The sequence below is a fragment of the Catellicoccus marimammalium M35/04/3 genome (genome assembly GCF_000313915.1).
Classification (GTDB): domain Bacteria; phylum Bacillota; class Bacilli; order Lactobacillales; family Catellicoccaceae; genus Catellicoccus; species Catellicoccus marimammalium.
Genome location: NZ_AMYT01000017.1, coordinates 219,973 through 239,589, shown reverse-complemented (window position 1 = coordinate 239,589; position 19,617 = coordinate 219,973). Strand labels below are relative to the sequence as shown.

Here is a 19,617-nt window from a genome sequence, read left to right as displayed (position 1 = left end):
AATTTGAAAGTTAAATTTAATAGGGTATAATAAATAGCTAAATCCATTTACGATTGATCCATTCATACAAATTATAGGGTGAGAATCTGTATGTTAAACGTTTTTGGATTTACGGTTTAAGTTGATAAATATTACATTGGGAATTTTACCATAAAATACAAAAAAATAGGAGATGATTTTTCAAATTTTTAATGAGATTCTCATTTTTTAAAAAAATAAAGATGAGTTTGAAAGGAAAAAATAGGTAAAAAAGGATAATGTGAAAAAAGGTACGAATAATCTTTTGTTTTTCCAGCTAAAAAGAGAGAAATAAGAGAGGAAAATAAGGGTAGATAGGATGTCTATCTGTAAATTTTGATAAAAAATAGAATGAAAATTAAAAAACAATGATAAAAAAATTGTCGCTCCGTCTGAAAGAAAAAATAAATATGGTAAAATAAGGATAGAAATGAAGAGGTGACAAGCATGCAACAATTTATTGAGATTCCTGATTTAGAAATTTTTTCTACTTTAGTAGGAAATCATCATAAACATTTATTATTTTTAGAAGATAATAGTGATGTTGAGATTTATGATCAAGGAAATGCGTTACTTGTGCAAGGAACAGATGAAAATGAAGTGCAATTGATTGTACAAGTATTACAAGCATTGATTGTTCTTTTAGAAAGAAAAATTCCTATTGGGCTTTCTGATGTGGTAATGGCATTAAAAATGGGACGTAAAGGAACGTTAAACCAATTTACAACTCTTTATGAGAAAACGATTTTGACCGATTACCATGGAAAACCCATTCGCATTAAAACATTAGGACAAAAGAAATATATTGAAGCAATTGAAAAAAATGATATTACTTTTGGGATTGGACCAGCAGGTACAGGGAAAACTTTTCTAGCTGTAGTTATGGCGGTAAAAGCATTGAAAAAGGGAGAGGTAAACCGTATCATTATTACTCGTCCTGCAGTAGAAGCAGGAGAGAGTTTAGGTTTTTTACCTGGCGATTTAAAAGAAAAAGTAGATCCTTACTTACGTCCAATTTACGATAGTTTATACTCTGTTCTTGGAGAAGATCAAACCAATCGATTAATGGAACGAGGGGTAATTGAAATTGCGCCATTAGCTTATATGCGTGGACGTACATTAGATGATGCTTTTGTTATTTTGGATGAAGCACAAAATACAACTACTTCACAAATGAAAATGTTTTTAACTCGCTTAGGATATCGTTCAAAAATGATTGTAAATGGGGATAAGACACAAATTGACTTGCCTCGTGGAGTAAGAAGTGGATTGATTGATGCTCAACAAAAATTAGCACAAGTTCCAGATATTGCATTTATTCGCTTCCAACAAGGAGATGTCGTTCGTCATCCAGTAGTTGCTAAAATTATTGCCGCCTATGAAGAAAAGGAGATTGGCGATGAAAAATAGGTTAACGCAACATAATGGGAAATGGTATATGCCAGTGTTGATGATTTTATTTTCTCTTTCTATTTTTGCGTTATTATTTCATAATGTGCAACAAAAAGAGCTAAATCTGCATGAAGGACAAGTTGCTAGTGAAACAATACGTGCCAACAAAACGGTTGAAAATAAATATGAAACAAGAGAAAAGCAACGAATTGCAGAAGAAGCGGTTGTGCCAGAGTATAATTATGATGATAATTTAAAATCAGCACAAATAAATATGATCAATCAATTGTTTGATTTAGTTAATAAGGTAAATAAAGAAGATAAAAAACTAAGCGTAGATGAAAAAATCGCGAAGTTAAAAAAGAAATTTGAGGATATTAGTAGTGATCATTTTGCTTCTTATCAAAAACTGCCTGAAAGTTTCTATCAACAATTATTTAGTTTAAGTCATAATGAATTAGAAAATGCTCGTAAAGTAAGTACTGCGTTAGTCGATAAATATATGAGTATGCATATTCGAACGAATACGTTAGCGAATACAAAGCAACAAGCGTTAAGAGAATTAGATCAATTGCAAATTCCCAAAAATGAGCATGTGATTGACGAAGCTTTGATTAACAATGGTTTAGTTGTTAATGAAATTTCCAACAGTAAAAAAACAGAAGAGCTTCGAGAAAAAGCAAAACAAAGTGTAGCTCCAGTGATGATTTATCAAGGGGAAATCATTGTTCGAGAAGGTAGTCCTATTGATGCCAAGGCAATGGAAAAATTAAAAGCATTGGGCTTAACCAATAAATCAACCACACTATTCCCATTAGAAGCTTTAATTTTAACAATTGTTTTCCAAGTCATCTTAATACTATATACAGCAAAACAAATGAGTAGTTTGACAAAACGTAAACGTTTTATTTTATTCTATGTCATGATGATGTTAATTAGTATTGTAGTGATGAAGTTTTTACAATTATTCCAAGGAGAAGGCAGCATCTATATTCCATATTTATTCCCTGCAGCCTTCATGCCACTTGTTTTGAATATTTTCATTAATCGTAGGACGGCAGTAATGGCTGTAATTTTCCAAGCGATATTTGCGATGTTTGCCTTTTATCATTCAATCGGAACAAGTACATTATTAATGATTATTATCACTTATGTTTTGACTGGATTATTAGCAACACTAGTGAAAAGGAAACGAATTGCACAACAAATTTTTCCTTCCTTCTTATGGTTAATTGCTTATCCAGTTATTTTCCAAGTGATTTTAATGATTTATCAAGGAATGGACTTTACGAGTCGTGAAACATGGTTGACTTTATTATGTGTAGTCATTGGTTGTGGACTATCATTTTTACTAACGATGGGTATGCATCCCTATATTGAACTAATTTTAACGGATGATAGTTCTATCGTGTTGAATGAGTTAAGTAATCCAAATCAACCTTTATTAAAACGTTTATTAGAAGAGGCTCCAGGAACGTATCATCATAGCATGATGGTAGCCAATTTATCAGCTAATGCAGTGGCAGAAATTGGTGGGCGTTCGATGGCTACTCGTGTAGGTTGCTATTATCATGATATTGGTAAAGTAAAACATGCGAATTTCTTCGTAGAAAATTTACCAGCAGGAGCAGAAAACCCACATAAATTCTTATTACCAGAAGATAGTCGTCAAATTATTTTTGGTCATATCACAGATGGAATTAAGATGTTACAAGATGCGCATATGCCGCAAAGTATTATTGATATTTGCGCTCAACACCATGGAACTACATTAATGCGTTATTTCTATGTGACAGCGAAAGAACGCGATGATTCAGTAACAGAAGAAGAATATCGTTATCCAGGACCAAAACCGCAAACGAAAGAAGCGGCAGTCGTAAGTATTGCAGACAGTTCTGAGGCGGCAGTGCGTGCGATGGGTCAACCAAGTAGCCAACAAATTGCAGATTTTGTACATAATTTAATCAATAATCGAATTGAAGATGGACAATTTGATGAATGTGATATTACAATGAAAGAGTTGCGAATTGTAGAAAAATCAATTGTGAATGGATTATGTAGTACGTTCCATTCACGTATTCAATATCCAGAATTGAAAAAAGACGATCATAATTAGAAAGGAACTATTTTATGGAAATTTACTTACAAGATCATACAGGAGCATTAACTTCTGAATATGAACATTTAATTATGGATCTTTTAGAGTATGCAGGTAAAGAGTTATCTTTAGCTCCAGATACAGAGATGTCTGTGACTATTGTCGACAATCAAGAAATTCAAGAAATTAATCGTAAGTATCGTCATAAAGATCAACCGACAGATGTGATTAGTTTTGCGATTGAAGATAATCCAGAAGACATTTTTTTACCAGAAGAATTTGCCATGGAAATTCCTCGTGACTTAGGTGATATTTTTGTATCCATTGATCGAGCAAAAGAACAAGCAGAAGAATATGGTCATTCTTTAAAACGAGAATTAGGATTTTTAGTTGTTCATGGATTTTTACATTTGAATGGCTATGACCATATGGAACCAGAAGAAGAAAAAGAAATGTTTGCGCTGCAAAATCAAATTTTAGAACATTATGGATTACAAAGATAAACAAATTGATAAAAATAAAAATTTTCATTGCTCCTTTGTACATGCATGGGATGGATTGAAAATTGCATTTTTAGAAGAAAAAAATATCCAACGTCACTGTGTGATTGCCCTAATAGTGATTGCCTTAGGCTTTTTCTTTCATTGCAGTGGAAAGGAATGGTTATGGCTTTGGGTTGCGATTTTCACAGTGATTATTTTGGAAATTATTAATACATTAGTAGAAAATATCGTGGATTTAGTTGTGGGTCATCAATATCATCCACTAGCCAAAAAAATTAAAGATTTAGCTGCAGGGATGGTACTTGTAGGTGCCATTATTGCAGCTATTATTGGCGTGATGATTTTAGGACCTCATGTACTTTCATGGTTAACATAAAGGAGAAAAATATGACAGAACATAAATCAGGGTTTGTAGCCTTAATCGGTCGTCCAAATGTCGGAAAATCAACCTTATTAAATCGAATTGTAGGACAAAAAGTAGCAATTATGAGTGATAAAGCTCAAACTACTCGTAATAAAATTCAAGGGGTGTATACGACAGAAGATGCCCAAATTATTTTTATTGATACTCCAGGAATTCATAAACCAAAATCACGCTTAGGCGATTTTATGGTAGAGTCTGCTTATAGTGCTTTACATGAAGTAGATGCAATTTGTTTTTTAGTATCAGCAGATCAAAAAATGGGACGTGGAGATGAGTTTATCATTGAACGCTTACGTAAAGTAGACACTCCAGTTTATTTAGTTATTAATAAAATTGATAAGGTTCATCCTAATGACTTATTACCATTAATTGAACAATATATGGCCGCTTACCCATTCAAAGCAGTAATTCCTATTTCTGCCACTCAAGGAAATAATGTCGATGAATTATTAAAAACATTAGTAGAAGAATTACCAGAAGGACCACAATATTATCCAGAAGATCAAGTAACAGACCATCCAGAGTATTTTATTGTTTCAGAATTAATTCGTGAAAAAGTACTAGAATTAACACGAGAAGAGGTTCCACATTCTGTTGCTGTTGTTGTCGATAAAATGCGCGGTGATGAAAATGGAAAAATTCATGTTCAAGCAACAATTATTGTAGAACGTGCAAGTCAAAAAGGAATTATCATTGGTAAAAATGGCCAAATGTTAAAAAATATTGGTACTCGAGCAAGAAAAGATATTGAACGTTTACTTGGAAACAAAGTATATCTAGAGCTATGGGTTAAAGTACAGAAAAATTGGCGTGATAAACAAGTTTATCTGCAAGACTATGGATATCGCAAAGATGAATATTAAGTAGGTAAAGGAGAGGATTAGATGTACGTTAAAGGAGAAACGGCAGGGCTAGTCCTCTCTGTTCGTCCTTTTAAAGAAAAAGATCAATTAGTTCAGTTATTCACCGAAAAATATGGAAAACGAATGATCTTAGTAAAACGAGCAGCAATGCCTAATTTTCGTTATAAAAAAGCTTTACAATGTCCAGGAGGAGGGATCTTTTATCTTTCTTTACAAGAAGAAGGACTCGGATTTATCCAAGGAGTGAAGGAAGAATTTTCTTATCCTTATTTACAAACAGATCCTTTAGCTTATACTTATGCGCAGTACATTTTAGAATTAGCTCAATATGCCTTAGAGGATGGAGAGCCTGATGCTATTTTTTATGGCTATATTCGTCAAGGACTAGTTTATCTAGAAGAAAAGAAACCACCTGCTGTTATTGCGGCAATTATGGCTTTGCAAATTTTACCCAAATTTGGAGTAGATATTCGTTTTGACCATTGTCAGTTATGTGAAGAAACGCGATGGGATATCCCTTATGATTATTCTTCTTTCTATCATGGAGTGATTTGTGAACGACATTTTGCGACGATAGAGAATCGATGGAATTTACCTCCGCAAGTACTATTTTATTTGCGTAAGTTTCAAGATTTTAATTTTTTCCAAATTGGTAAAATTGATATTCATCCTCAATGGATTCGTCAAATTTGGCAAGTGATTGATTCTATTTATGAGGAAGAATTAGGGATTCGCCCAGCGAGTCGTCGTTTTCTTTGGAAAATGGAACAAAGTGAAGCAAAAATTCAAGCGTTATGGGAAAGAAATGTTGACAAGAGAAAAGACCTTTCCTAAAATATAAAAGTATAGAAGTACGAAGAACAGAAAGAATTATTGTGGATATTCACAGCAACTTTGGGAAGATGAGAGCCAAAGATAAAAGCAATAAGGGGCGTCTGGGAGTACACAAGTAGATAAAGTAAGGTGCCTTTATTGGAAATAGGGTGGAACCGCGATATATTCGTCCCTATGTATTGTTTTTGCAATGCATAGGGCTTTTTTTATAGTTAAGGAGGAGAATTATGACCAAAAAATTGACGGTACAAGAAATGATCGAAACATTAAAATCATTCTGGTCTGAACAAGGATGTATGTTGATGCAATCTTATGATACAGAAAAAGGAGCAGGAACAATGAGTCCATTTACGTTCCTTCGTGCGATTGGACCAGAACCTTGGAATGCTTGTTATGTGGAACCTTCTCGTCGTCCAGCAGATGGTCGTTATGGAGAAAACCCTAACCGTTTATTCCAACACCATCAATTCCAAGTAATTATGAAACCATCTCCAGAAAATATTCAAGAATTATACTTAGAATCATTGAAACGTTTAGGAATCAATCCTTTAGAACATGATATTCGCTTTGTTGAAGATAACTGGGAAAACCCATCCATGGGTTGTGCCGGTGTTGGTTGGGAAGTGTGGTTAGATGGTATGGAAATCACACAGTTTACTTATTTCCAACAAGTTGGTGGATTGGAATGTGCTCCAGTTACTTCAGAAGTAACTTACGGAATTGAGCGTTTAGCTTCTTACATCCAAGAAGTGGACAGTGTTTATGATTTAATTTGGACAGAAGATGTTAAATACGGGGATATTTTCTTAGAACCAGAATATGAACATTCAAAATATGCTTTTGAAGAAAGTAACCAAGAAATGTTATTACAATTATTTGATATGTATGAAAAAGAAGCACACCATTTAATTGAATTGGGATTAGTTCACCCTGCGTATGATTATATTTTAAAATGTAGCCACACTTTTAATTTATTAGATGCAAGAGGAGCTGTTTCTGTAACAGAACGTGCTGGATACTTACATCGTATTCGCTCAATGGCTCGTCAAGTAGCTCAAGCATTTGTAGATGAACGTGAAAAATTAGGCTTCCCATTATTGAAGAAGGAAGATTAATTAGAGGAGGATGAATGGAATGATGAAAGAAGACTTTTTACTAGAATTAGGATTAGAAGAAATGCCTGCTCATGTGGTAACTCCATCCATGGAACAATTAAAAGAACGCATGACAAAATTTTTAGAAGAACATCGTTTTTCTTTTGATTCTATTGAAGCTTTTTCTACTCCTCGCCGTTTAGCTGTTCGCGTAAATGGAATGGAAACAAAACAGCAAGATATTGAAGAAGAAGCAAAAGGACCTGCTTTACGTATTGCAAAAGATGAAAATGGCGAATGGACAAAAGCTGCGCAAGGCTTTGCTCGTGGGCAAGGAATGACTACAGAAGACTTATACACAAAGGAATTCAATGGTGAAGAATACGTATTTGTACGTAAGTTTATTGCTGGAAAATCAGCAGTGGAAGTATTACCAAATTTAGTTTCTGAAGTAATTGAAAAAATGACTTTCCCAACAATGATGCGTTGGGGCAATGAAACATTGAAATTTATTCGTCCAATTCATTGGTTAGTTGCTTTACTTGGAGAAATGATTGTACCAATGGAAATTTTATCCATTGGTTCTGGAAACATTAGTCGTGGCCATCGCTTCTTAGGTCAAAATGTGATGATTCAACATCCAAAACAATATGAGAAAGCATTGATGTCTCAATATGTATTAGTAAATTCTGATTACCGTAAAACAATGATTATGGAACAAATGGTTGAATTTGCAACAAAAAACCAGTGGAAAATTGATTTTGATGAATCTTTATTAGAAGAAGTAAACAACTTAGTAGAATGGCCAACGGCCTTTATTGGTACTTTTGATGAAAAATATTTAGAAGTTCCTTCTGAAGTATTAATTACTTCTATGAAAGAACATCAACGTTATTTTGCAGTAATGGATTATGATGGAAAATTATTACCTTATTTCATCGCTGTTCGTAACGGAAATGCAGAAAAAATCGAACAAGTCATCTTAGGAAATGAAAAAGTATTAACTGCTCGCTTAGAAGATGCTGCTTTCTTCTATGAAGAAGATCAAAAACATACGATTGAAGATTATATGGCAAAAATTGCAAAAGTTACTTTCCATGAAAAAATTGGTACAATGACAAATAAAATGGGACGTACTAAAGCAATCGTACAAATTTTAGCAGCAAAATGGAATTTTACTGCTGAAGAATTAGAAGCAGCTTTACGTGCAAGTGATATTTATAAATTTGACTTAGTAACAGGTATGGTTGGAGAATTTTCTGAATTGCAAGGAATTATGGGTGAAAAATATGCTCTATTGCAAGGAGAAAGTGAATGGGTAGCTGCAGCCATTCGTGAACATTACTTACCAACAACAGCGGAAGGTTCATTACCAGTAACAAAAGTAGGGGCTTTATTAGCAGTGGCTGATAAATTAGATTCTATTTTGAGTTTCTTTACTGTAGGGTTAATCCCTACTGGTTCTAATGACCCTTATGCTTTACGTCGTCAAACATATGGTATTATCCGTATTTTACAAGATCAAAAATGGAATTTACCATTAGAATGGTTAGAAGAAATGACTCGTCAGGTCGAAAGTGCAGATGGCTTCCATTATGATGTTGCTATGGAAAAAATTCGTGAATTCTTTGCTGGTCGTATGAGTCAATATCTAAGCTTACAAGGGGTACGTAGTGATATTATGGATGCTGCTTTTGCTAGCACTACGCTAGACTTCTACTATCAAATTCAAGCGGCAGAAGTACTAGAAAACCATCGTCAAGATGCAGATATGAAAGTAGCAACAGAAAGCTTTACTCGTATCGCTAACTTAGCGCAAAAAGCAGAAAAAGAAGTAGTTGTAGATGCAAAATTATTTACCGATGCTTCTGAAAATGAATTATATGAAGCTTATCAAGCTTTATCTTTAGAAGGAACGATTGAAGAAAACTATTTAGCTTTGAAATCATTGCAGCCTGCAATCGCTAATTATTTTGAAAATAATATGATTATGGTAGAAGATGAGGCGGTTCGTAACAATCGTTTATCTCTATTAAAACAAATTAATCAATCAGTACAAAAAATTGCTGATATGAGTAAATTAGTAATTAAATAATAAAAAGGAGCTATTCTTCGGAATAGCTCTTTTTGATAAAGGGCTTGCAGTTTTAAATATAAACAAGATAATCTATTTATATGATTTTAATAAATAATCATGACTTTGATATTTTATAAGTAAAAAGAATTAAAATTGAAAAAATCTTTAATTTATCTAGCTGTGATATTAAAACTTTTGCTAAAAAAATGGTAGAAATTGTCCGTTTAGAAAAAGAACATCAATTATGGACTCGTGATAAAATTCAAAGAATAGAACAAGAAAAATATGGTCTTCCTGCATATGTTCAAAAATGGAAAGATTTATTATTAAAATAGTCTAAGAAAATCATCTCTTCATGAGATGATTTTTATTTGACACTAATACATATAATTACTATAATAAAAGTTATGAAAAAATAAGGAGCAGACAGGAAATGGTATATATTCCACCAGAAAAAGTTGAAGAAATTCAAGCAAAATCAAATATTGTCGAATATATTGGTCAATATGTTCCATTGAAAAAAACAGGTTCTGATTATTCTGGATTATGTCCATTTCATCATGAAAAAACACCTTCCTTCCATGTCAGTGAGGAGAAGCAAGTTTTTCACTGCTTTGGTTGTGGAAAAAAAGGGAATTTATTTCAATTTATCCAACAATATCAACATGTAGGATTTTTAGAAGCGGTCCAAGAGGCGGCACATTTCATTCATGAGCCATTAGAAACTACAACAACTGTGACTCATCATTCTTCCCAATTTTCTCAACGAACAAAATTTTATGATTGGCATCAAAAAGCAGCTGAAATTTATCACTATGTATTGATGCATACAAAAGAAGGTCGAGTTGCTCGAGAGTATTTACAGCAACGAGGAATAGATACCAAAACGATGGAGCATTTTCAATTAGGGTATGCTCCTAAGCTACAAGGAAACGATTTTCTCTTTCCTTTATTGAAAAATGAAGAATCAAAAGAAAGCGATTATGAAGATAGTGGTTTGTTCCAAATGGACCGCTCGGGTAATTATCATGATCGTTTTTTTGACCGCTTAATGATTCCACTTTTAGACTTGCAGCAACATGTTGTTGGATTTTCGGGTCGAAGCATTCACCCTGAGTTAGAGCCAAAGTATTTAAATACAAATGAAACGCTTATTTTTAAGAAAAGTGAATTGCTCTTCCATTATCAAGAAGCGAAATCTAGCTTACGTCCAGAATCGCCATTACTATTGATGGAAGGTTATATGGATGTGATGCAAGCCTGGCAGCAAGGGATTCCTCAAGCAATCGCTAGTATGGGTACAAGTTTAAGTGCAACGCAAATTCAAGCGATTCAAAAATGTGGGGATACATTGATTTTATGTTTTGATGGAGATCGAGCCGGTTGGAATGCCACTTATAAAGCATTAGATCAATTATGGGGGAAAATAAAAGAACTTCGTGTTGCTATTTTTCCAGAAAATTTAGATCCAGATGAGTTTTTAAGAGAAAAAGGAAAAGAGGCGTTCGAGCATTTTTTACAAACTCAAACTCTTTCTGCATTTTCTTTTTTATTACAATATTTCAAAAAGGATTTGAATTTACAACAAACCAAAAGCAAGCTTCAGTATATTGAAGAAATTTTACAATTTTTAGCACCAAGAACGGATCGCTTAGAAGCTGAACTTTATCTTCAACGTTTAAGTGCTGAACTGCAAATTGATGAGACACTTTTACAACAAAAATTTCTTTCTTATCAAAGAAAAGAAATCATATCCAAACCGACAAAAAAGAGATATAATAATAGAGAAACTATTTCTTTTCCTAAACAAAACAAAAATCATGTCACTTTATCTATTCAAGAAAAAGGAAAGTGGCAAAATAAACAAAAAGAGATAGCAATGAAATGCTTGTTACAACGAGCATTTTATTTTCCAAAAGTGCGAGATTATTTATCAGAAAAAGAATTTTATTTCGCTGATTCAAAATATGCACAATTGTATACCTTTATGGAAATGTTCTTTCAACATTATGAAAGTCACAATATAGAACTATTTCTTTCGTATTTACCAACGGAAGAAATGAAAACTTTATTTTCTGATGTGTTAGCTCAACCATTAAATTCAGATTGGCAATATGAAGAAATTGATGATTATTTAGCATGTTTAACAGAAAATGATTTACAAGCATTGATTCGTGAAAAGCAATTTGCGATGAATGAAGCAAAAGAAAAAGGCGATACAGCACAGATGAAGCAACTAAGCTTAGAAATAATTCATCTGCTACGTCAACAATAAGAAGGAGAGAGAGAACGGATGACAAAAAATACGACAAACCCTGAAGTAATTAAGGTTTTTAATAAAGTAGTTCGTGAAAATAAATTGTTAGGACAAATTAACTACGAACAATTATCAAAAGAAATTGCAGAACCTTTCTCATTAACAGCAGATGAAATGGATGACATTATCCAAAAATTAGAAGATAAAGGAATCAGCGTGGTTGATGAAAACGGTGAACCTTCTCTTCGTAGTTTAAGTATTAATCAAAAACAAGAAGAAACGGAAAATGTAGAAGAAATTCTAGAAGATAATAGTAGCATTAAAATTAGTGATCCTGTCCGTATGTACTTAAAAGAAATTGGTCGTGTTCCTTTGTTAAATGCTGAAGAAGAAAAAGCATTAGCAGAACGAATTGCAGCTGGAGACCAAGAAGCAAAACAACGTCTAGCTGAAGCGAACTTACGTTTAGTGGTAAGTATTGCTAAACGTTACGTTGGTCGTGGAATGCATTTTTTAGATTTAATCCAAGAAGGAAATATGGGGTTAATGAAAGCAGTAGAAAAATTTGACTATACTAAAGGATTTAAATTTTCTACTTATGCTACTTGGTGGATTCGTCAAGCGATTACACGTGCGATTGCTGACCAAGCTCGTACAATCCGTATTCCAGTTCATATGGTAGAAACTATCAATAAATTAATTCGTATCCAACGTCAATTATTGCAAGATTTAGGTCGTGAACCTTTACCAGAAGAAATTGGTGCAGAAATGGATATGACGCCAGAAAAAGTTCGTGAAATTTTAAAAATTGCTCAAGAACCAGTATCTTTAGAAACTCCAATTGGAGAAGAAGATGATTCTCATTTAGGCGATTTTATCGAAGATTATGAAGCAACCAGTCCAGCAGATCATGCAGCATATGAATTATTAAAAGAACAGTTAGAAAGCGTATTAGATCGTCTAACAGATCGTGAAGAAAATGTTTTACGTTTACGTTTTGGTTTAGATGATGGTCGTTCTCGTACTTTAGAAGAAGTCGGAAAAGTCTTTGGGGTAACAAGAGAGCGTATCCGTCAAATTGAAGCGAAAGCATTGCGTCGTTTACGTCATCCATCTTGTTCGAAACAATTGAAAGATTTCTTAGATTAAGGCTGATAAATTCAGCCTTTTTTCTTTGGAAAACAAAAAAAGCTTAACATTTCTTTCGTTTTTTAGTAGAATATACATAATATTAAAAAAAGAAAGGGATGATAAGTATGTCTCAAGAGAAACTAGAACGTGGGTTGAGTAACCGCCATGTTCAATTGATTTCTATTGGAGGAGCGATTGGTACAGGGCTATTTTTAGCTTCCGGAAAATCAATTGCGATTGCTGGACCGTCTGTATTATTAGCCTACATGATTGTAGGGATGTTCGTGTTTTTCATTATGCGTAGTTTAGGAGAGCTTTTATTAGCTAACTTAGATTGCCATTCCTTTGTTGAATTAGCTCATCAATATTTAGGAAGACGTTGGGCGTTTGTTACCGGATGGACCTACTGGTTCTGTTGGATTACTGTAGCGATGTCAGATTTGACAGCCGTTGGGATGTATATGCGTTATTGGTTCCCACATTTACCTCAGTGGATACCTGCATTATTGATGTTATTATTCTTAATGGCATTGAACTTGCTATCAGTAAAATTATTTGGTGAAATTGAATTTTGGTTAGCTTTGATTAAAATTTTAGCGATTGTAGCTTTAATTGGCGTAGGTCTATATATGATCTTTACTCACCATAAGTTAGAAAATGGAATTGTTGCAAGTTTTGCTAATTTATATCAAGATGGTGGATTCTTCCCACATGGATTTAGTGGCTTCATTTTATCGTTCCAATTAGCAGTATTCTCCTTTACAGGGGTGGAGTTAGTTGGTTTAACGGCAGGAGAAACGCAAGATCCAGAAAAAACATTACCAAAAGCAATCAACAATATTCCTGTTCGTATTTTGCTATTTTACGTTGGATCATTAGCAGTGATTATGGCTGTTCAACCTTGGAATATCATTGACCCAACACAAAGTCCATTTGTAACTGTGTTCAGTTCTATTGGTATCGCTGCAGCCGCAAGTATTATTAACTTTGTTGTTTTATCTTCAGCAGCATCTGCTTGTAACTCAGCGTTATTCAGTACTAGTCGTATGTTATATGGATTGGCAAAAGATGATAATGCACCAAAAACTTTTGCGAAATTAAATAAAAATAGTACTCCAGCCATGGCATTATTAATGTCTAGTGTAGTTGTTGGAATCACTATTGTTCTAAACTATGTGATGCCAGAGGGAGTATTCTCTTTAATCTCTGGTATTTCTACAGTTTGTTTCTTATTTATTTGGACAATTATTGTGATTTGTCATATGAAGTTTTTAAAACAAACAAAAGACGAAGATCGTCCAAAATTCCGTCTGAAAGGTGCAAAAGTGATTAATATTTTATCTTTAATCTTCTTAGCGTTGATTATTGTTATTTGTGCCGTATTGGAAAGCACACGTATTGCTTTATTTATTACACCAATTTGGTTTATTGCATTATTAATCATTTATCAAGTAAAATTCAAAGAACAATAAGAAAAAAGAGCCTAGAAAAATTTCTAGGCTCTTTTTAATCATATCTTTTGTATTTTAAGAATAGATGAGATAGCATAAAGACAGAAGGAGGGGTTAGATGAATATAGAACAAATGACAACGACAATGCAAGAGGCGATTGGTTCAGCGCAACAAATTGCAGTGCATCGTCAAAACCAAGAAATTGATATCGCCCATTTATGGAAAGTCTTTATGGGACACGGTCATTTTGGTCGTTCTTTTTATGAAGATTTGGGTGTGAATGTTGATGCTTTTGAACAAAAGATTGATCAACAATTAGATGCTCTTCCGGTAGTAAGTGGGAATGTACAATATGGACAAGTTATGAGTCAAAACTTGTATCGTTTGTTACAAGAAGGATCCCAATTAATGACACAATTCCAAGATGAATATCTTTCTACAGAGATTGTGTTACTTGCCCTTATGGAATTAAAAAATCATCCTTTGACTGTGTATTTAACACAACAAGGAATTACTAAAGAAAAAATGAAAAAAGAAATTGAAGAATTGAGAGGAGGACAAAGCGTGACAAGTCAAAATCAAGAAGAAACTTATAAAGCACTAGAAAAATATGGTACAGATTTAGTAGCTGCAGTAAAAAGCGGTAAAATGGATCCAGTTATTGGTCGTGATGAAGAAATCCGTGATGTAATCCGTATTTTATCTCGTAAAACAAAAAATAATCCAGTCCTAATCGGAGAACCAGGGGTTGGTAAAACAGCTATCGTAGAAGGATTAGCACAACGTATTGTAAAACGCGATGTGCCAGAAAACTTACTAGATAAGACTATCTTTTCTCTAGATATGGGTGCTTTAATTGCGGGCGCTAAATTCCGCGGTGAATTTGAAGAACGTTTAAAAGCAGTGTTACAAGAAGTGAAAAAATCAGATGGACGTATCATCTTATTCATCGATGAAATTCATACGATTGTTGGTGCTGGAAAAACAGAAGGTAGTATGGATGCTGGTAACTTATTAAAACCAATGTTAGCTCGTGGTGAATTACATTGTATTGGTGCTACAACTTTAGATGAATATCGTCAATACATGGAAACTGATAAAGCCTTAGAACGTCGTTTCCAAAAAGTATTAGTTCAAGAACCAACAGTAGAAGATGCAATTTCTATTTTACGTGGTTTGAAAGAACGTTTTGAAGTTCACCATGGAGTAACGATTCATGATAATGCGTTAGTTGCAGCAGCAACTTTATCTAACCGCTATATTACTGATCGTTATTTACCAGATAAAGCAATCGACTTAGTCGATGAAGCTTGTGCAACGATTCGAGTAGAAATGAACTCTATGCCTACTGAATTGGATCAAATTACTCGTCGTAAAATGCAATTAGAAATTGAAGAACAAGCATTGAAAAAAGAAACAGACGATGCAAGTAAAAAACGTTTGGAAATTTTACAAAGTGAATTAGCAGATTTAAATGAAGAAGCTAATAAAATGCAATTACGTTGGCAAAAAGAAAAAGATTCAGTCGAAGCTATTAATCAAAAACGTGCGGAACTAGAAAAAACAAAAATTGAATTAGAAGATGCTGAAAATAAATATGACTTAGAAAAAGCTGCAGTTTTACGTCATGGAACAATCCCAAGCTTAGAGCACGAATTGAATGAGTTAGAAAAAGAAGCTCATAAGGATAATGGAGAAAGTTTAGTTCAAGAATCTGTTACAGCAGATGAAATTTCTCGTGTTGTAAGTCGTATGACTGGAATTCCAGTAACAAAATTAGCAGAAGGCGAACGAGAAAAAATCTTACGTCTAAATGATACATTACATGAACGTGTTATTGGACAAGAAGAAGCAGTAGATGCGGTAAGTGATGCTGTTATCCGTTCTCGTGCTGGACTACAAGATCCAAATCGTCCATTAGGCTCATTCTTATTCTTAGGACCTACCGGAGTCGGAAAAACAGAATTAGCAAAAGCTTTAGCTGAAAACCTATTTGATTCTGAAGAACATATCGTTCGTATCGATATGAGTGAATACATGGAAAAACACAATGTGAGTCGTTTAGTCGGAGCTCCTCCAGGATATGTAGGTTACGAAGAAGGAGGACAATTAACAGAGGCTGTCCGTCGTAATCCATATACGATTGTTTTATTAGATGAAATCGAAAAAGCACATCCAGATGTTTTCAATATCTTATTACAAGTACTAGATGATGGTCGTTTAACTGATTCACAAGGACGTGTTGTTGATTTTAAAAATACAATCCTTATTATGACAAGTAATTTAGGTTCACAACAATTACTAGAAGGAGTAACTCCAGATGGTCATATTCCAGAAGAAGTAGCTAATGAAGTAAATAGTATGTTAAAAGGTTACTTCAAACCTGAATTTTTAAATCGTATCGATGATACTATCTTATTCACACCATTAACATTAGCAAACGTGAAAGAAATCGTTGTGAAGATGACAAAACAATTACGTAAACGTTTATCTGAACAAGAAATTCATTTGGAAATTACAGAGGAAGCAAAAACTTGGATTGCAGAAAAAGCATATGATCCAATGTTCGGAGCTCGTCCATTACGTCGTTTCATTACAAAAGAAGTAGAAACTCCTTTAGCAAAAGAAATGTTAGCAAGTAATATTTTACCTAAGACAACGGTAACGATTGAATTGGTAGATGATCATCTACAATTTATCGATCGCGATGAAGATGGAAATATTATTGTAAATGCCAACGAAAAAGATGCAGAAGATGCTATCGAAGATGAAGCTCATTCTCAAAAATAAAAAAATAATAGCTCTCGGTAAGCGGGAGCTATTTTTTTATTGTCTCATAACGTGTAATATGGTATTTTAAATTTAAAATGATAAATTTAAGGAGAAAATGATGAGAAGCGAGAAATTAAATAACGATTGGGAAATAGATTCAACTCGCAACGAAAAAGAGGAAGGAAAGCCATTATTACGTCGTCGAGCTCGTTATCAAGAGCAAACACTTTTACAACGACGTTATATTCAAGGGATTGATGGACTACGTAGTTTAGCTGTTTTAGGTGTGATTTTTTACCATCTAATGCCAAAAGAATGGAGAGGTGGATATTTAGGAGTAACGTTATTTTTTGTTATTTCTGGATATTTAATGACAGATATTTTATGTCGTCAATGGCAGGAAAATAAATTTTCAATTTGGAAATTCTATGGTCGAAGAATTCGACGATTGTTACCTGCCATTTTAATTTTATTCATTGCTTGTGGAGCAGTATTACCGTTTTTTGGTTTAGAATACATGGTAAAGTTTCGTGGAGTGGTGTATTCTACTCTATTAAATATTAATAACTGGTGGCAATTAGCCAATGGTGGAAATTATTTTGATCAATTTTCGCAAATTACTCCTTTTGCTAATCTGTGGTCTTTATCTGTAGAAGGACAATTTTATATTTTTTATCCTATTATTGTCTTTATTTTATTAAAATTAAAAAATGAGAAATGGCTTTTTGGAGCATTAGTTTTAGGAACTATAGCTTCTAGCATCGAAATGGGAATGCTTTATCAACCTCATGACGTAATGAGAATTTATTACGGAACCGATACTCGTATATTTTCTCTTTTAATTGGTGGATTATTAGCGTTAATTCTTCGTCGGTATGGTACAGTATTACAACAAAAGTTACAAAATGTATTTTGGAAATGGATTGCTGGTATTTGCGTAGGAATTACGGTTTGGTCTTTTTTTGCTATTAGTGACCAACAACCATTTGTTTACCGTGGAGGCATGGTTTTATTTAGTGTGATTGATGCTTTCTTACTATTATTTACTATTGTACAACCTCAAGTGGAACAATGGTTCATTCATCCATTTTTCCATTGGTGTGGGACACGCAGCTATGAAATTTATTTGTGGCAGTTCCCAGTGATGATTGTGTTGGAACATATGTGGAAAGTAAATCCAAGTCAACAAATCCAATTTATAACCGTGAGTTTATTAATTATTGCTGCTTTAGCTGAAATTACTCATCGTTTAGTCGAATCCTTCTATTTATTCCAAAGCAGAGTGAAAGAAAAAGGATTTTGGCGTACGCTTTGGCGTTATGTTCCTACTGGAGTGGTAGCTTGTGTAGGGTTGATGCTATTTGCTACTGGATTTTTAAAAGCACCAACAAAATCACTAGCTAGTCAAAATACATTAGAACAGCAATTGACACAAAATCAAGCACAAATCCAAAAACAAAAGAAAAAGAAAAACTTGAGTCCAAAAGAAAAAGCTCAACAAAAAGCAGCATCTCAAGTGGAATCTATTTTACAAGGAAATATCAAAGATTTAGCGTTATCCAAAGCTCAAAAAGAAAAAGCGCAAAAAACACCATTAACAGCAATTGGAGATTCTGTTCTTTTAAATGCAGCTCCACAATTGCAAGAGATTTTCCCAAATATGCAATGTGATGCGATTGTAGGTCGACAAATCACAGATGGAATTGGGATTATTAATCAAATGAATCAAAATGGTACATTAGCTAAAAATGTTTTATTTGCTTTAGGAACCAATGGACCAACTTATAATGAAGAAGATTTCGATCAAATGTTGGCCCAACTAAAAGATAAAAATGTTTTCATTGTAAATACAAAATCGAATTTGTATTGGCAAGATGAAGTCAATGAAAAATTAGTTAAAGCAAGTGAAAAATATAAAAATATTCATTTGATTCAATGGTGTGAATTAGCAAATCAACATTCGGATTGGTTTGGTGATGATCAAACGCATATGCAAGGAGAAGGAAGTAAATATTACGCTGAGTTTATTGCGAAAAATATTTTAGCGGATATATAAAGAAGAGACTAGAAATCTAGTCTCTTTTTTTATGGTGTGCTATGATGATAACAGAAAAGAGGGACGAAAATGAAATGTAACCAATGTGGAAAAAATTTACAAGATACACAAAGTTGGATGTGTGAAGAAGAAGGGCATGAAATTTATTTATGTGAAGATTGTTTTTCTCAATTAGAAGGATCAGAGGAAGAAATTGTTTTTTGTGCTTCTTGCTTGCGTCCATTATTACCAGGAGAAGAATATATGGAAGAAACAGAAACAGGGGAAGCTTTTTGTTTATCTTGTGCTGAAAAATTGATGCAATAATAAAAAAACACTCCTCAAAAGAGAAGTGTCGAGTTAAAAGATAAATAATTTTTAATTTTAAAAGAAGATATGTCTATATTATAACGTATTTTTCTAAAATAAGACATAATTTTGAATAGAAAAATAAGAAAAATAGGAGAAAAAATTTATGTTAAGTACACGTCGTAAAGAAACGAAATTACCAGAAGGAATTGAATTACCTTTAGAAGGAGAAATTGTCGTTGAGGACTACCATTTATCTAGTAAAAATGCAGGATATACTATGAATACAGAAATTTTTTCTTGTCATAAACAAGAAGAAGATGGATTGGTTAAGGAAAAAGAAAAAAATAAAAAATAA

16 protein-coding genes are annotated in these 19,617 nt (G+C 33.4%); all 16 read left to right on the top strand.

Annotated features, from left to right (window positions below; all coding sequences use genetic code 11):
• Window positions 1-465: 465 nt before the first annotated feature.
• Entirely contained in the window at window positions 466-1,428 is a 963-nt protein-coding gene (locus C683_RS03875; RefSeq protein ID WP_009490203.1) for a PhoH family protein, read from the top strand.
• A complete protein-coding gene (locus C683_RS03870; RefSeq protein WP_415710372.1) occupies window positions 1,418-3,526 on the top strand; it encodes an HD family phosphohydrolase in 2,109 nt (702 codons plus the stop codon). The genes C683_RS03875 and C683_RS03870 overlap by 11 nt, the downstream gene beginning before the upstream one ends.
• A gap of 14 nt (window positions 3,527-3,540) precedes the next feature.
• Window positions 3,541-4,011 carry an rRNA maturation RNase YbeY gene (gene ybeY, locus C683_RS03865; RefSeq protein WP_009490199.1) on the top strand — a complete coding sequence of 157 codons (471 nt, stop codon included), beginning with the start codon at window positions 3,541-3,543 and terminating at the stop codon, window positions 4,009-4,011.
• Window positions 3,995-4,387, top strand: coding sequence for a diacylglycerol kinase family protein (locus tag C683_RS03860; RefSeq protein ID WP_040388645.1), 393 nt, complete (start codon window positions 3,995-3,997; stop codon window positions 4,385-4,387). The genes ybeY and C683_RS03860 overlap by 17 nt, the downstream gene beginning before the upstream one ends.
• An 11-nt stretch (window positions 4,388-4,398) precedes the next feature.
• Window positions 4,399-5,298 (top strand): GTPase Era, encoded by a 900-nt coding sequence (gene era / locus C683_RS03855; RefSeq protein WP_009490195.1) that lies wholly within the window; start codon window positions 4,399-4,401, stop codon window positions 5,296-5,298.
• 21 nt (window positions 5,299-5,319) lie between these two features.
• Entirely contained in the window at window positions 5,320-6,132 is an 813-nt protein-coding gene (gene recO / locus C683_RS03850; RefSeq protein ID WP_009490193.1) for a DNA repair protein RecO, read from the top strand.
• Between the two features lie 227 nt (window positions 6,133-6,359).
• Window positions 6,360-7,247, top strand: coding sequence for a glycine--tRNA ligase subunit alpha (gene glyQ / locus C683_RS03845; protein WP_009490191.1), 888 nt, complete (start codon window positions 6,360-6,362; stop codon window positions 7,245-7,247).
• A 22-nt stretch (window positions 7,248-7,269) separates the two neighbouring features.
• A complete protein-coding gene (glyS, locus tag C683_RS03840) occupies window positions 7,270-9,321 on the top strand; it encodes a glycine--tRNA ligase subunit beta (protein ID WP_040388678.1) in 2,052 nt (683 codons plus the stop codon).
• A gap of 188 nt (window positions 9,322-9,509) precedes the next feature.
• Entirely contained in the window at window positions 9,510-9,638 is a 129-nt protein-coding gene (locus C683_RS06695; RefSeq protein ID WP_009490187.1) for a hypothetical protein, read from the top strand.
• Between the two features lie 98 nt (window positions 9,639-9,736).
• Window positions 9,737-11,578, top strand: coding sequence for a DNA primase (gene dnaG / locus C683_RS06370; protein ID WP_009490185.1), 1,842 nt, complete (start codon window positions 9,737-9,739; stop codon window positions 11,576-11,578).
• An 18-nt stretch (window positions 11,579-11,596) separates the two neighbouring features.
• Window positions 11,597-12,709: an RNA polymerase sigma factor RpoD gene (gene rpoD / locus C683_RS03830; RefSeq protein ID WP_009490183.1), complete on the top strand. Its 1,113-nt coding sequence runs from the start codon at window positions 11,597-11,599 to the stop codon at window positions 12,707-12,709.
• Window positions 12,710-12,816: 107 nt separating this feature from the next.
• Window positions 12,817-14,163 carry an amino acid permease gene (locus C683_RS03825; protein WP_009490181.1) on the top strand — a complete coding sequence of 449 codons (1,347 nt, stop codon included), beginning with the start codon at window positions 12,817-12,819 and terminating at the stop codon, window positions 14,161-14,163.
• Window positions 14,164-14,260: 97 nt separating this feature from the next.
• On the top strand, window positions 14,261-16,933 hold the full coding sequence (clpB, locus tag C683_RS03820; RefSeq protein ID WP_009490179.1) for an ATP-dependent chaperone ClpB: 2,673 nt from the start codon (window positions 14,261-14,263) through the stop codon (window positions 16,931-16,933).
• Between the two features lie 100 nt (window positions 16,934-17,033).
• Window positions 17,034-18,971 (top strand): acyltransferase family protein, encoded by a 1,938-nt coding sequence (locus C683_RS03815; RefSeq protein ID WP_009490177.1) that lies wholly within the window; start codon window positions 17,034-17,036, stop codon window positions 18,969-18,971.
• 69 nt (window positions 18,972-19,040) lie between these two features.
• Window positions 19,041-19,277, top strand: coding sequence for a hypothetical protein (locus tag C683_RS03810; RefSeq protein WP_009490175.1), 237 nt, complete (start codon window positions 19,041-19,043; stop codon window positions 19,275-19,277).
• A gap of 148 nt (window positions 19,278-19,425) precedes the next feature.
• The gene (locus C683_RS03805; RefSeq protein ID WP_009490173.1) at window positions 19,426-19,617 is read left to right on the top strand and encodes a hypothetical protein; all 192 of its coding nucleotides are present in this window, start codon (window positions 19,426-19,428) and stop codon (window positions 19,615-19,617) included.